This is a genomic window from Massilia sp. X63, from assembly GCF_041023745.1.
Taxonomy (GTDB): Bacteria; Pseudomonadota; Gammaproteobacteria; order Burkholderiales; family Burkholderiaceae_D; genus Telluria.
The window spans coordinates 95,351-108,838 of record NZ_JBFTEF010000009.1 but is presented as its reverse complement, the minus strand read 5'-3'; the positions used below and the strand labels follow the sequence as shown (position 1 = coordinate 108,838).

The following is a 13,488-nucleotide window of genomic DNA, read 5'->3' as shown; positions in this document are numbered from 1 at the left end:
GTAACGTCTAACAAGGATTAGGTGCAACCACGGGCACCCAGGTCGCCAATAATTCCCGCTTTGACGACTCCTGGAGACGACATGTCCCGAACTGCAATCATGGTCCGCCTGGCTAACGGCGGTAGCGAAAATTCCGGCGCTCAGGACGGCTCGCCGTCCACGCACTCGACACTCGGCGCAGCTCGCGCCGAGCTGGAATATCATCTGCGAGAAGCTGAACTGGCCGCCGCTATGGGCCATCTCGACGGTGAGCACAGCGTGGCCGACTACTACCTGCATGACACCGCCACTGATGACGCATACGACGTCGCGTGGGGCCCAGGTAAAAGCGCCCTTCTGGTGCGCGTTTCACACGCGGCCGTGCTCAAAGTGCTTGCCGACGCTGTCGCTGAAGGTAAAGCGGAAAACGAGTTGGCCTTTGAGCTAGACGCCGCGCAGACGGTGCTCAGGTACGGGATGGAGGACCATCGGCGCACTCAGGTCGTGCTGCTGCCATCGCAGGACGGGCCAAACTGGGATAAGCACGTGATTGCACCGAGCAGCATGCTTGCCCACGAGGCATTAGCGTTCGTCAATGAGGTAAGCGCGCGAGCCAACGCGGCCCAGGCGCGGATCGAGCTGGGCTTCGTGGATGACGACGGGATGAAGCTCGGTGAGCGGATCGAGGAGTACCTGGGCGAAGCAGGCTTCGTCATCCTCTCCCAGGACGAGGGAAACATGCGTATTGCAGACTGCTGGGAACAAGATCCCAATCTGGAGGAGCTCGAGGAACCGGCGCCGGCGCCGGGCCTATAAAAGCAATCGGGCGAGCCAGACAGAAGCGCGCCCTATTCTCTCAACCCGCGCCGCCTTCGTTGCGCTCAACACCTTTCGACCGGTCGGTCGATTCAACTTCCGCGGCGTTGCGAGCCAGCGCATTCGCGGCCCTCCGCCGGCCGCGCGTTTCGAACAATGCAGCCGCTGCGATCGCCATTTCAATATCCTCAAGTAGACGCTCGTCAATTTCTCGCGTCGACGGATACTTCCCGCCGAACAAGGCCACCGTCATCGAACGGTTCAACGCTTCCTCGAACTGGTCGTGCAGAGCGTACAGCGCCTCGTTGTTGCTGTAGGCATCCCAACCTGCATCGATCGCTTTCTGGGCGTGCGCACGCATTGCGTCATCATGTGGATGGCGCTGAAGCCACATGTGGGCGCGCGAAGCCTGGTAGAACGCCCCAGGGACGGTTTTGGCCGCCGCAAAATTATCCAAGGTACAGGATCGCCAAGCTGCAGAACTTGTGTCGTCATTGCCTGGCATCGTCCCGCACTTGTCTTCGCGAGCGAAATCGGCCTTAGCATCACTCACATGGGCCTTCGCCACAAGGGCTTCACGCAGCTCGTAGTCGCTCGCCACTGGTCGACATAGGTCGAGGGCGACCAGCGCAGAAACGACCAGGAGACTTTTAGCGGCGAATCTCACGCCACGGCGATATTTCGGGTTTGGGCTAGGTATCTTCATGTCTGCAAAGTTGCGAAAAAACCTCTGATTGGAGTTCTTGTGATCAAGGAGCAAGGATTTACGGCCCCGAGCTTGGTCTCGCGGCGAGCCTGCCATGGTGGAATAGCCTGAGAGGGAATGTTTAGCCGGCAGGCCTCGCTGCGGACACAACCTTCTGCACGTAGCCAGTGCGGAAGCCGGTCGAGAAATTCCCCGACTGGTAGCACGACAGCGCGGCGCGCAGCGCCACCTGGGGAGCGCGATACTTCGGCAGCGCGCGGGTATAGCAGTCGGAGAGAATGAGCCCGCCGACGCGGATGTTATTGCACGGGTCGAAGACGGTCTCGGCGGTCAGGCCATATCGACGGAAGTTGCTTGAGTTGACCTGGACCGGACCTGCGTCGAACACAAAATCGTTCTCCAAGAACCACTTGGCCCAGGCGATCGCTTGAGCGCGGCTACGTGGCTGCGCATCGAGCTTGAACACGCGGCGATCGCTTCGTCGAACGATCTTGTAGCCGATCGCATACGGGTTGAAGCTGCTCTCTACGCGCATGACCGCCTGCATCGTCTGCTGCGAAACGTGCGCTGGCGTGCACTGTTGGATCAGTGCTGGGAGGTCCATACAATACTTACCTTACCCTCGTTACAAAAAGATTTCGCCGGCCGGGGCCGTGTCGGGATCTTCTCCGAAACCGCCGCGGCCGGCCCTTGGCTATCTGCTCGGCTGGGCGCGCCGCCCAGCTGCTGGATATTGCGAGGTCACTTAGAACCGTATTGCTCGTACAGGATGCCCGAGTGGACTTCCCCTGCTACCTGCCCTTTGTTCTCGGCGCTCTCACTAAACTCGACCAGCAGCTGCTCCAGCGTGCCGCCAGAGGCCAGAACACGTGCCCAGTAAGCCTTGCCAGCTTCATCCGGCTCACGGTGCAGCACGTTGCGATACAGCGCCCGCAGGATCTGCTCATGGGTCGGCGCACGGCCGTAGAGCGTGGCGAACTCGGCCGACTGAGCAAACTCACGCGCCACGGAATGGATCGTCATGCCTTGATCCATCACGCCGATCCAGAAGCCCAGGCCTTTCACGTCCGGCCGGCGATCGAACGCTGCGCGGTAGAGTCGATATGCTTTGCCGGCGTTGCCCTCGATGTCGAAAGCCAGCGAGGCATCCGTGAAATCGACTCGGGTAGGGTTCTTGACGGTCTGCACTCCATCGCGTCCAGTCCTGTCGGACAGGGTCAGCACGTTGTTGTTGTAGGAGACCATATAGTCCGAGTGCACACCGCGCAGGACCGGACCGGCGTCGAAGACCACGACCTCGTAGGTGAAGCTGCGAGGCTGATGATTGATCACGACGTTCGAGATCGTGACTTGGTAGCGCATGTCGGCGTCAGGTTGGGGATGCTCGCCGCGCTCATCGATCGCTGGCATTTGCCACACAATTGCATCCTCAAGACCGTCACCATTATCGAGGCGCTCCATCCGCAAATTGAGAGCAGTGCCGTTGAGGGCGACGCTCACAACGGCGTTGGTGAAGTTCGCATTCGGGTGTGCAAACGACCACCGCGAGAAGACGGTCTGATAGGGCACGTAACCACGGGCGGGCCACGCAACGAAACCATCACGGACGTGCGGCCGAGGTCCCCAGAAGTCGGCGTCAAGAACCCAAACTGCATTTCCTGCCCAAAGGCTTTTGCCGTCCACAGTCCCGCCGGGGACGTCGCCTACCCCGAAGCTTTTCATGGCAGGATTGAGCAGGAAGCGACGATGACCGACACCATAATTGCCGTCGCCAGGATCTTTCATGTACGTGTCGATAGCATCTGGACCGTTATAGCCAAGCGCCATATTGGAAGCCGCCGCAGCCTCGGCGGCGACAAGCGTATAAAATGCCCAGTCCGCCGTCGGGGAGTGACTCAGAGCTCCATTCTGGCTCATCACGAATGCCGCTTGCTGGGCCTTGACGCTGTTGACGCTTGAAAGCGGGACCGCTGCCGGAAGGCCTGCCATTGCGCGATACCAGTTGATACGCTCGATGGTCGAGAGCTGATACTCACGACTGATCGAACCTGCGGCTCCTGGCTCATGGCTGCCCGTCCATCCCATCGGCACCGGCGGCTTCATGTAGACTTGGGCAAAGAGCTTGCGCACGGCCTCGCGGTTTGTGGTGTCAATCGCAGCGACGCCCTCTACACCGCCGACTACCTGCGCGGATTGATTGCTCATCGAGCCGACGGACATACCTTGCTGCTTCACCGGGCGCGTCACGACTGGAGCGTCAAGCAAAGTAGGGCCGCGGACCTGATCACCGATAGAGTTGTGCGGTGCTGCCATCGTCCTTGCGGACACGGACGCCATTCGCGCTTCCTCAACTTCCGCCTGCCCGCCGCAGCCTGCAAGGCCGGCCGATACCACCATGGCGAGCGCCGCGTTCAGTTTTTGTTTCATTTGCATGCTTCCATCTCCTAAGCGCCTGTCCGGCGCCAAACACTCTTCAGGACAGTCTTGTAAGCGAACCGACGAGGCACTGGATTCATGCAACATCACGCTCAACGTGATTACATGATAACTATACAAGACACAGTTGCCAACAGGAAAGTGTTCACATGTAACCACCTGAACACTGCTTTTGGAAAGACCAGTGAACGTGAATCACTTGGTCATCGAGATGACGGCGAACTGCTCGGGTAAGAGAAGTTCGCCGGAACATGATGGGATCAGTAGTATTCGAAGTCGAGAAGTTCGCCCGTCATACGGTCGCAGTAAGCTATGCCGATCAGTAGCTTATTGCCTGTCGGTGTCCGGGAAACTTCGCGGCCCCCTTTGCTACAGACATTGTAGTGACTTGCCTGGACTCGAGTCTGACCCGACCCTTTATTACATGTCCAGGAATCTTCAACAATCTCCACAGTGCAGACCACCGGATCGTCGATCGGGATCTGCGGTTTGATCGGATCGGGCAGCTGCGGAGGGTCCGCCTTGCAAGTATTTGTCTGCTGTCCTTCATACGAGTAAGGGGCGCCATACGCACCGCTCGGGCACGTCTGATAGGACGTCGAGTACCAGCTGCCCGAGGTGCCTGCTGGGCAGGTGTAGGTGTTCGGCCAGCTAGCTTCGGTGCAGGTCACAACAGGCGCAGGCGTCGGATCAGGCTTCGGATCGGGAGCAGGTGTCGGCGCAGGCGTCGACGCGCCAGGAGCGTGACAGTCGATGGTGTGCGGACCTTCATACGTATAGTCAGGAGCGTACGGACCACCAGGGCAGGTGCGATACGTCGTCGAGTAGTGACTACCCACGGTACCAGCTGGGCAGGTGTAGGTATTCGGCCACGTATCGACCCAGCAAATGGCGTCTGCTGGCCTGGATGGCTCCGGCGCCGGTGTTGGTGCTGGCGGCGGGTCTGGCGGCGGCGTCGTGCAGTAATTACCGACCGTTACCCACGAACTGGTTGTGGTGTTACCCCATTTGTCGGTGGTGGTCACGCGCTCCTGCTCTCTATGGCCAACTTTGCCGCCAGTACAGCTAGTATTGCGATACGAATATGAAGGTGGAGGTACCGTTTGGCTCGCCTGGCTGTTCCCGAGCCATGCTTTTGCAGCGACGACTGCTGGAACACTGCCGCGCGGGTTCGGCAGCGTGACGCCCTTCTTGACAAGATTCAGAGGGTCGTTCAGAGCATTTGTCCAGCCGGCCCCATTCGGGACATATCCGGCGATCAGACCTGCCAGCTCTTGATCGACCTCCCCAGCCGACTTCACACTACCGCTGGTCACCGCCGTCAAATGCAGAACGCATTTCGCCGCGGCGCACCCTGTCGGCTCCTTCCTGATCTCGAAGAGCAGCTTCCCGCCAGGCTGGGATGAGTCGTCAAACGACGCGGCCGCAAAGCCAAGCGTCCGCAGCTCGGCGATCGTCGGTGCCAAAGGATTCGCGACGCCTGCCACGCTGGAACCCGACGTTAGCGCAGTCTGATACTTCCGCGCATACGCATCCAGCTGGTCCAGCCCGGACCCGATCTGCTTGCCCCGCCCCTGCGCGACCAGGTCTTTCTGGTAGTTGTTGTAGAGCACCGAGCCGCCGATAGCCAACACACTGACCACGGCGCCGCCGATAAGCGTGGCCATCATGTTCCAGCCTCCCTCATGGCGGCGCCGGCTCGCGAAGTTCAAACGATTGCTGTCTTCTTTCATACGATTCCTGTTGTTGTTGTAAACACTTAGGTGCTGCTACGGGGCGACCGAGACTAGCGCGCCAACTGCACCGGGAGCGCTGCTCGGATTCGGGATCTGGGTGTACAAATTCCCCAGCACGGCTGGGTTTGTTGGCGGCGCGCATATACCGATGCGGCCCAGCGCTTTCGCGATGCCGCAGGCGCGCTCACGATCTGGATTGCCCAACTTGTCCACGATGCTGCCCGTCAAATACACGGCCCCCTCGATCGCTCCAGTGGGCTTGACGGTCAAGGTCGTGGCGAACGTCTTCCCCCAGGGCGCTGTGACCTCGGGGCCACCGGCGCTGAGGAAGCCAAGCGAACGCAGTTCGTCGAGAGTCGGCGCGAGCTGGTTGTTCACGTACATGATCTCGTCACCACGCCGGAACGCCGCTTTGTTGGCCATCGCGTACTGCGTCAGCGCGCGCTGCATGTGAAGCAATCCCATGGCCTCGGCCGCGTAATAACGGCTCTCACGAACAGTTCGCGCCCAATCCATCGCGGCATACGCAGCGACATGGAAGAGGAAAGCCGCGATGATCGCCGCGACGAGCGCATCGCCTTTTTCACGGCGTAGATTTCGAAAACGCATGTCAGATCGGACTCGCAAGATAAGCCCAGGCGCACACTATTGACGGGCCGACAATCGGACTTGCGACGCCGGTGTGGGCCGGGCCATTGAGCACGCCTGGAGTCGCGATGCTGGTGCGCAGCCCGGCGCCGCCGGCCGCCATGACGACCGCGCCCGCGAGCTGTGGCGAGGGATCGCCAGCATGCGTGATCGCTTGGGTGTCGCACACCAGGCCAAACAGATCGTTGCGCGCGCCTTTACGGATCGTGAACTGCAGGCTGCCATCGAAAGGCGTCCTCAGTGGCGTGTATCGGGGCAGGAAATCTGCGGCCTTGAGCTGCTCGGCAGTCGGCTGTAGCGGAAGGGGAAAGCCTGGTGCATTCCCATTCTTCACGATCGACAGGCCGTGCATCTTCAAATAGGCGTCAAGGGCCAAGGCGGCCTCGGCGAGGATCTCCCCCTCGCGCGCCGCCTTGTTCATCAGGCGATAGTGGTTGAACGAAAACATGGTCCCGCTCATAAACGCGATCCCGAGGGTGACTGCCACCAACGTCTCGATCAACGAGCCACCAGACTGCCTTTGCCGCATCATCGTCTTAGGCTCGTTTCATCCGCTCGAACATGATCGACACGTTGTTCGCGCTGTCGCACTGGGTCTTCAGCGTGCCAGGGTTGACGACGCCGTTCAGCGGCTTGACGATGGTACCGGCCACGGTGATTCGATCAGCGTCATCGGACAGCTGGTTGACCAGGGTCGTGCAAGAGTCGCTGCGAACATTGCCGTCGGTATAGGTCAGCGCGTCGTTCGGCGAGTTGATGGTGACGATGCCCAGGGTGACAGTGCCGTTGAATCGGTTGTTGATCACGCCGCCGCCTGGCAGATATTTGTTCTGCACGATGGAAGGGGTAGCCATACTTGCCGTGGTCAGGCCGGTGTAATTGGCCGCGCCGGCATACACGTTCTCGATCTTACTGATGTGCGTCGAGACGGTCGACGCCTCCATCCAGCCCAGAAGCGGGCCATAGACCTGGGATTTCATAAAGTAGACGAAGCCGACTACCGCAACCATGACCACGACCGAGACGAGCATCTCCGTGAGCGTGACGCCGGCCTGCTTGATCTGGTTGACGCGGGTGAAGGCCCGCTGACGGCGAGCTGCATTGGTGCTGGTGGCGATTGCTTGTTTCATGTTTTGTGTTTCCTCGTTTTGTTAGAAAAGAACTGCTTAAATACCCTTGCCCATCGTCTTGATCATTGCGGCAGCCGAGGCGGCCATAATGATGAAAATGATTAGGCCAATTACCACCTGAAGCACTTGCTGAACCAGTGGGCCAAACCGCTTCACCTCGCCGGTGACGATGTCCATCGAGGTCTCAGCGATCGACCTCATCTGCGTTTGCCAATCAGACCAGCGCGCGTAGTCACTGATCAGGTCGGCCAGGTCTGGCTTGAACAGGCCAGTCGAGACCAGGACATCACCGAAATTCGACGCTTCCTTGTTGAGCATGCCGAGCATCGCCCGCACGTGCGAACGCATATACGGCGTGGAGATGCTCTCGATTTTCTCGAGCGCAGCTCGCGGCGAGACGTTCGCCTCGCGTAGGAACGCCAGGTTGACCTGGAAGATCACGCACTGGAAATCGCGATATTTGGTATAGAGCAACGGCAGCCGCTCCAACGCTTTGCGCGCCGGGCCGGTCAGGCGCGACAGCGACCAGGTCCAGGCAGCGATCAGCACGGGCATCGCAAGGACCAGGCCGGTCAAAATGTTGCCCATCTGCTCTGCCACCACAGCGACCAGACGCGTGATGACCGGCCACTCGCGGCGCGGCAGCGTGTCTTCCACTAGAGGGAAGAAGTACATGTCGATACCGATGATCAGTCCGGCCAGGATCGTCACAGGGATGGCCACCGAACGGATGGCGTCGATGAACGAACGACGCATCTCGTTCACACGCATGACCGACACCGCCAAAAACTCGAAGCCATGTGCGAGCGCCTGGTTGTCTTCGGCAATGCGCAGCAAACCATATTCCGTATCCGGGATGGTGCCCTGCATCGCGCGCGCCAGTCGGCCGGCCGCGTGGCCACGCAGGCTTTCGTACCAGTGGCCATAGACCGGCGCCAGACTGCTCTTGCGGCGCACGGAGTTCGCGTACATGGCTTTGAGCTCGCCCGACGGCGTACCGCCCCGGCGCAGGCCGAAAGCCATTTTTTGATAAATCGCGGCCCTGCGAGCACGGAACGTGCGCGTTGCCAAGAGAAGGGAAATCGACTTCATCACACGCCCCGCTCTTGCAAAGTCGCGCGCGTGACGCGAGGCGTGTAGCTTTCCAGCGTGTCGATCTCGCGCTCCAGGTCGGCCACGTCCATCGTGCCCTGCGAAACCCAGTACAGCGCCGTGGCCATCATCGGCTTGCCGGTAACGTCTTCGTCGGTTACATGGGAAATGCAGCTGCCAAGCCAATACTCTTTGGCGTCGCCGTCGAGGCCGGCGCGCATGAGGCGCATGTATTCCTCGTCCGGGATCACCAGCTCGACCACCGGCTGGCGGCCCAGGCGTCCACCTTTGCAGTGCGAGCAGCCATTGTTGTTCGCCGTGCGGACCGACTCCAGTGGAATTTCCAGGCGCTGCAGCTGCTCGACGACGCGCTCGGAGAGTGCACCAGGCGTGGCCGCCGGCACAGAGCAATGTGGGCACAGCTTCGGTACCAGGCAGGTATAGGCCAGACCAGCGATCATGTTGGTGTCGCACAGGCTCTGGGGAGGAATGCCGATCTCTTCGCCAGTCAGGCGGTCGATGATCTGGTTCACGGACAGCACGTGTGTCGTGGTCAGCACCTTCTGGCCAGTGGAACTGAGCACCTTGACCATGCGACCCATCTTCTTCTCACGCACCTCACCCACCATGGCCCAGTGCACGCCCATACGCAGCAGCTTTTTCTCGAGGTTCTCGTAGCCGATCTTTTCGACCGGAATACGGGTTATCCCGTACTGCTCATACTCAGGTGGATCTTCGACAGTCACGACGTAGCGGTCGCGCTGCTCCTTCGCGCGATACAGCAGCGCGTACAGCAGCGTCGTCTTGCCGCCACCGACAGGGCCGCAAACATAGATGGCGCCGCGGCGTCGTTCCGTGGCCGCGCGGATCATGCGGATAAACGAAGGCGTAAAGCCCAGCTTCTCGAGCGACGGAACCTGGCCTTTCGATGCCTGAGGCAGAATACGCATGGTGACGTCGAAGCCGCCATCGGCCTCTGGTACCGATGCATAGCGCAACCGGTAACGCCCGCCGTCGATGGTGCGCATGATCGTGCAGCTTTGATCGCGCGAAGCGTGCGCGAATTCGTTGTTCAAATGCTCGTACGAGTCCTGGTCCGCCAGGTTGGTAAACGCGTTCGACAACAGCTCGATACCGATCTGGGCCTTCACCGAGTCGGCCTGATAGATGCGCCCGTCGATCAGGTGGGTAATCCCACAGGTTTTCTCCCGCACGTGGTAATGGATCTCGTCGGCGCGCGCCTTGATCGCGTTGTGCAGGAGGTGGTCGAACAGCGCCGTGTTCTCGGACTCGACGCGCTTCTCGTCCTTCGCGCCAGCGTCGGTACTTTTGCCATAGCGGCTGCGGATCTCGGTCGCCGGCGCCGTGTTGGTCTCGACGGTCCAGCCATCACGCTCCAGGCGGGCTCGCACGGTCCCGAGCTCCGGGCTGTTTTTGAAGCTGTCCGTCACCAAGATGCTAGCCATCTTCGGCGCTTCGGCCAGCGCGACAATATTGGCGAGAAGATCCGGACGCAGAACAATCGTCGCGCCTTTACCCTGGCCAGTCAGCAGATATGGGTAGTCACGCGACGCCTCGGCATTGGCCTCGCGTGCCTTCGACATCCGCCCAAGGAAGCTGGTGATGATATTGGCCATCTGGCTCAGATCCCCTTGATGAAGGTGAGCATGTTCTTGCAGTGGTCCTTGACCTTGCCCTTCGCTGGATACACACAGACGCCGTCCTGGCGAATCTCGCCGACGATATAAGTCAGCACCGGGTCGCCAGTTCGCACCCTCCGCTGCATCCCCTGGACCCACAGGACGGCAGACACGTCGTCGCCCGAGCGCGAGATGCGGGTGAGCGAAATGGTGGGAGCCTTGCTCGCCTCACGACCTGCCGAACGCATACGGTCGCGAGCAGCATTGATACTCGCGCCGGTGCCGTCAACGCTCGTGATCGCGGGGACTTCGGGTGCTGACGTCGTCGAAATGGATGCCGCCGGTACCGGCGGGGTTTCGCGAGCCATGTCCGACAAGCTGACCACGCCTGGTGCGGCAGGAGCCGGGGCCGCAGCCGCGGCGCGTTGGGCGACGGGCGGAGCGGCCGGGGTGGCGCCTGCTGGCATGTTCGAGGTGGTCTGAGCGAAGGTGGTGGTCGTTGCCGCCACTAGACCAAGCGCGAGGACGATAGCGTTAAAGCGCATAGTATTTGCCGATAAATTTGATATAAGGTTTCGATTCAACGCTGGCGCCGCGCGACAGTTCGATCTGCTCGATCGTCATCATGTCTGGCAGGTTGGCCACCGCCTTCAGGTCGGTCTCTTGGAACGGCACAGTGAACTGGTACGTGGCGAACTGAGGGCGTTCCCCAGGTGCGACCTGGACTCCGTTCTCGGGCACGAGGGGCTTGAGCGCGTCCAGGGTCGGGCGTTCAAGCTGGCGATCCGAGAGTGACTGCAGCCAGGAGCCGACGATCTCGGAGAAAGTCGAGTTCGGTGCCAAGATCAGCTTTTTGCCCTCACCGACCTTTTCGAAAGAGAGCGTTCGTTTCGCGTAGTCGACGTCGTAGAAGGTGACGGATGGGTCGTTGGCTGGCACGTTCAGGGCGCGCAGGAAGCCTTCGGACGTCGCACCAGTCTGGCGCTTCCAGACGGCCGTGCAGTCGGTAGACACACACTTCAGACTCTCGATGTGCCAACCGGCTGCCTGACCAGGTACCGATGCCAGGAACGGAATGAAGCCGCCCATGACGCTCGATGGGAACTGGTTCGCCGTCGATATCTCGGTCACGGCCGCAGCGACCTGATTCCTGTACAGCTCCGCCGGCGGCACAACAGGTGCGGCAGGTGCCGGCGCCATCATCTCGCTGATGTCGTCGGAGAACAGAACGGCAGTCGCGGCCACCACACACATGAGGCCCAGGACGATCCTGCTGTCCGTCTGCCGTACTGGCTTCAGCTCGGCCGAGATGACAGCATCTGCAGCGATGCGATCCAGGGTCAGCGCCTGCGCGCCCTTGATCTCCTCCACGTGCAGATCACCGAATACCTTGCTCGCATATTCTGGTTGCTTTTTGATGAAGGCCAGCGCCGCCGAGATCACTTCGTTGCGCGTGCCGACCCGGTCCATGCCGAGAACTGGCATGCGGCGCTCGATGTCGATCGCAATCAGGCAGTGCTGGTCGTCGTCATTGATCCGGTGGATGAAGATGCCGCCGTCCGACAGCGAGTCGGCAACCGCAGCGGCGGCCGAGCGGACCTTGCGCCACTTCTTCACTTCGGCGAAACCGTACATGCGGCCGACTTCACCGATGACCTCGGTATAGACGTTGGCCTTGAGGCGCTTGGCCTCGTTCGCCATCTCGTCGCGAGTGTCACTTGTGGAAGTGCACCACTCCATGCCGAATGCCAGCTTCCTAGCGACGACAACCATCAATGTGCTCCGACGTTAGCGATGTACGGGGTCACCAGGATGACGGTTTCCGTCGTGTCTTCGCTGGCGACCTCTGAGCCCAGGCGCTGACCTTCGAGCAGGCCCTGGTTGTTCGTACGCTTGGTCGAGCGCTTCATCGCCGACAGGATCATGGTGGAGCCTGGCTTGACGATCATGGTCGTATTCACGTTCGCGCCATTGGTCAGCACGGCGTCGATGACACCCTCGCCCACGCCCTTATTAATCTTGCCGCTAGTGTCGTCCAGTGCGAACGAGACGCGGATGCTCCCGTCAGGCATGATCGTCGGGCGAACCGACAGGATCTGGCCGAAGGTCGCGTAGCCTGGGTTGCCCACGTAGGCCGGTGCGCCGCCAAGGACGGTCGAAGGGACGACCGTGTAGGACTGGGTATAGCTTTGCTGCTCGATACTGGTCAGGGTCACGTTCTCGTTGTTCGCCACGACTGCCATGTAAGGCTTGACGTCCACGAACTTGCTTGCGGTCGAGATCGCGCGATAGAGCACGTTGCTACCGTCCCAGTTCTTCGGTGTGACGCCATCGAGCGGCAGAAGAATGTTCTGCACCATGCCGGCCGCGCTGCCGACGAGTGATGCCGGCGTGGCGATCTGGAAGCGGAACTTCCGGCTGTCGAGCACGGTGCGGTACACCATATCCCAGTCGACGCCCGACTCGCCGGTATTGCTCGATGCGACAGTGATCTCCTGGACCTTGAACAGGACCTGTGCGGTCGAGATATGGTTGATGTTGTCGACGAACTGCTTCACAGTACGGTGGCAGGCCTTCGAGCAGTCGACCGTCACCGAGTTGAATGATTTACCGACGACTACCTTCTTGTCGCCAGCGATCTGCTTGAGGGCGGCTTCGAGGTCCTTCCAGCCATCCATGTCGATCTCGGCGCTCGAGGTGATCTCGTTGCTGAAGTTGCCCGACACGCCGCCGCCGGCGCCGCCCGACACGCCCGCAGTCGAGTTGCCTTTCTTGCCAATATCGGACTTGCGCTTGGTCGAGTGCTGCGCGATCGAGACGCCGTAGGTGCGGGTGAAGGTCGGCTGAATCAGGAGCGTGTCGTCTTGCCAGTCCCAGTCGGTACCCAGCAGGCGGGTGACGGTGCTGATCAGCTCGCGCAGCGGCATAGGTGGCAGGGTCGAGAGATCGACGCGCGGTTCTGCAGGCGGCGGGGAAGCCGATGCCTGGGCTGCTGCAGGTTGAGCAGCAGCGCCCTGGCCGCCTGCGGCCGGCGCGGCAGGCGCCACCGGGGCGCCTGGCTGAATGCCGGTCTCGACTTTCACTGGCAGCCTATATTCCTCGGTCAGCAAGCGAGCGAAGTCTTGCACCGTCATGTGCATGTTCGATGCGTGGTGCTGCGGCGCGGTTGAGCGCAACACTGGAGGCAGTGCCGCTTTGAAGGAGCCACGAGCAACGGATTGCTGAGGAAGATAGGGCACCTTCTGGGCCGGCAGAATGATTGGCGCATAGGTACGGTCAGCAGCCGCATGCGCAGCAGAGACCTG

At 60.8% G+C, this 13,488-nt stretch carries 13 protein-coding genes; 1 reads left to right on the top strand and 12 read right to left on the bottom strand.

Translation table 11 applies throughout. The features are described from left to right. Positions 1-81: 81 nt before the first annotated feature. Positions 82-795, top strand: coding sequence for a hypothetical protein (locus AB3347_RS18005; protein WP_369093141.1), 714 nt, complete (start codon positions 82-84; stop codon positions 793-795). A gap of 40 nt (positions 796-835) precedes the next feature. Here the strand turns inward: AB3347_RS18005 and AB3347_RS18000 are convergent, their stop codons facing one another. The 12 genes from AB3347_RS18000 to AB3347_RS17945 all read right to left on the bottom strand — a co-directional run bounded on the left by AB3347_RS18000 (position 836) and on the right by AB3347_RS17945 (position 13,266). Further along, positions 836-1,597, bottom strand: a complete 762-nt coding sequence (locus tag AB3347_RS18000; protein ID WP_369093140.1) for a hypothetical protein — start codon at positions 1,595-1,597, stop codon at positions 836-838. Positions 1,598-1,622: 25 nt separating this feature from the next. After that, positions 1,623-2,105 (bottom strand): lytic transglycosylase domain-containing protein, encoded by a 483-nt coding sequence (locus AB3347_RS17995; RefSeq protein WP_369093139.1) that lies wholly within the window; start codon positions 2,103-2,105, stop codon positions 1,623-1,625. A 137-nt stretch (positions 2,106-2,242) separates the two neighbouring features. Next, positions 2,243-3,934 (bottom strand): DUF4214 domain-containing protein, encoded by a 1,692-nt coding sequence (locus AB3347_RS17990; protein WP_369093138.1) that lies wholly within the window; start codon positions 3,932-3,934, stop codon positions 2,243-2,245. Between the two features lie 263 nt (positions 3,935-4,197). Beyond that, positions 4,198-5,670, bottom strand: coding sequence for a hypothetical protein (locus AB3347_RS17985; protein WP_369093137.1), 1,473 nt, complete (start codon positions 5,668-5,670; stop codon positions 4,198-4,200). A gap of 36 nt (positions 5,671-5,706) precedes the next feature. Next, entirely contained in the window at positions 5,707-6,282 is a 576-nt protein-coding gene (locus AB3347_RS17980; protein WP_369093136.1) for a hypothetical protein, read from the bottom strand. 1 nt (position 6,283) lies between these two features. After that, complete coding sequence (locus AB3347_RS17975; protein WP_156923732.1) at positions 6,284-6,808, bottom strand: hypothetical protein; 525 nt, start codon at positions 6,806-6,808, stop codon at positions 6,284-6,286. A gap of 49 nt (positions 6,809-6,857) precedes the next feature. Beyond that, positions 6,858-7,451, bottom strand: a complete 594-nt coding sequence (locus AB3347_RS17970) for a type 4 pilus major pilin (protein ID WP_369093135.1) — start codon at positions 7,449-7,451, stop codon at positions 6,858-6,860. A 36-nt stretch (positions 7,452-7,487) separates the two neighbouring features. Continuing rightward, on the bottom strand, positions 7,488-8,543 hold the full coding sequence (locus AB3347_RS17965) for a hypothetical protein (protein ID WP_369093134.1): 1,056 nt from the start codon (positions 8,541-8,543) through the stop codon (positions 7,488-7,490). Next, a complete protein-coding gene (locus tag AB3347_RS17960; protein WP_369093133.1) occupies positions 8,543-10,180 on the bottom strand; it encodes an ATPase, T2SS/T4P/T4SS family in 1,638 nt (545 codons plus the stop codon). The genes AB3347_RS17965 and AB3347_RS17960 overlap by 1 nt, the downstream gene beginning before the upstream one ends. 5 nt (positions 10,181-10,185) lie before the next feature. After that, positions 10,186-10,728 carry a hypothetical protein gene (locus AB3347_RS17955; RefSeq protein ID WP_369093132.1) on the bottom strand — a complete coding sequence of 181 codons (543 nt, stop codon included), beginning with the start codon at positions 10,726-10,728 and terminating at the stop codon, positions 10,186-10,188. Then, on the bottom strand, positions 10,718-11,956 hold the full coding sequence (locus tag AB3347_RS17950; RefSeq protein WP_369093131.1) for a hypothetical protein: 1,239 nt from the start codon (positions 11,954-11,956) through the stop codon (positions 10,718-10,720). The genes AB3347_RS17955 and AB3347_RS17950 overlap by 11 nt, the downstream gene beginning before the upstream one ends. Next, positions 11,956-13,266 (bottom strand): hypothetical protein, encoded by a 1,311-nt coding sequence (locus tag AB3347_RS17945; protein WP_169728124.1) that lies wholly within the window; start codon positions 13,264-13,266, stop codon positions 11,956-11,958. Before AB3347_RS17945 ends, AB3347_RS17950 begins: the two co-directional genes overlap by 1 nt. Positions 13,267-13,488: the final 222 nt, after the last annotated feature.

What these genes read in the sequence shown, in the direction of transcription:
- AB3347_RS18005 (WP_369093141.1), top strand. Translation starts at nt 82, where the DNA reads ATGTCCCGAACTGCAATCATGGTCCGCCTGGCTAACGGCGGTAGCGAA.
- AB3347_RS18000 (WP_369093140.1), bottom strand. Translation starts at nt 1,597, where the DNA reads ATGGCAGGCTCGCCGCGAGACCAAGCTCGGGGCCGTAAATCCTTGCTC.
- AB3347_RS17995 (WP_369093139.1), bottom strand. Translation starts at nt 2,105, where the DNA reads ATGGACCTCCCAGCACTGATCCAACAGTGCACGCCAGCGCACGTTTCG.
- AB3347_RS17990 (WP_369093138.1), bottom strand. Translation starts at nt 3,934, where the DNA reads ATGCAAATGAAACAAAAACTGAACGCGGCGCTCGCCATGGTGGTATCG.
- AB3347_RS17985 (WP_369093137.1), bottom strand. Translation starts at nt 5,670, where the DNA reads ATGAAAGAAGACAGCAATCGTTTGAACTTCGCGAGCCGGCGCCGCCAT.
- AB3347_RS17980 (WP_369093136.1), bottom strand. Translation starts at nt 6,282, where the DNA reads ATGCGTTTTCGAAATCTACGCCGTGAAAAAGGCGATGCGCTCGTCGCG.
- AB3347_RS17970 (WP_369093135.1), bottom strand. Translation starts at nt 7,451, where the DNA reads ATGAAACAAGCAATCGCCACCAGCACCAATGCAGCTCGCCGTCAGCGG.
- AB3347_RS17965 (WP_369093134.1), bottom strand. Translation starts at nt 8,543, where the DNA reads ATGAAGTCGATTTCCCTTCTCTTGGCAACGCGCACGTTCCGTGCTCGC.
- AB3347_RS17960 (WP_369093133.1), bottom strand. Translation starts at nt 10,180, where the DNA reads ATGGCCAATATCATCACCAGCTTCCTTGGGCGGATGTCGAAGGCACGC.
- AB3347_RS17955 (WP_369093132.1), bottom strand. Translation starts at nt 10,728, where the DNA reads ATGCGCTTTAACGCTATCGTCCTCGCGCTTGGTCTAGTGGCGGCAACG.
- AB3347_RS17950 (WP_369093131.1), bottom strand. Translation starts at nt 11,956, where the DNA reads ATGGTTGTCGTCGCTAGGAAGCTGGCATTCGGCATGGAGTGGTGCACT.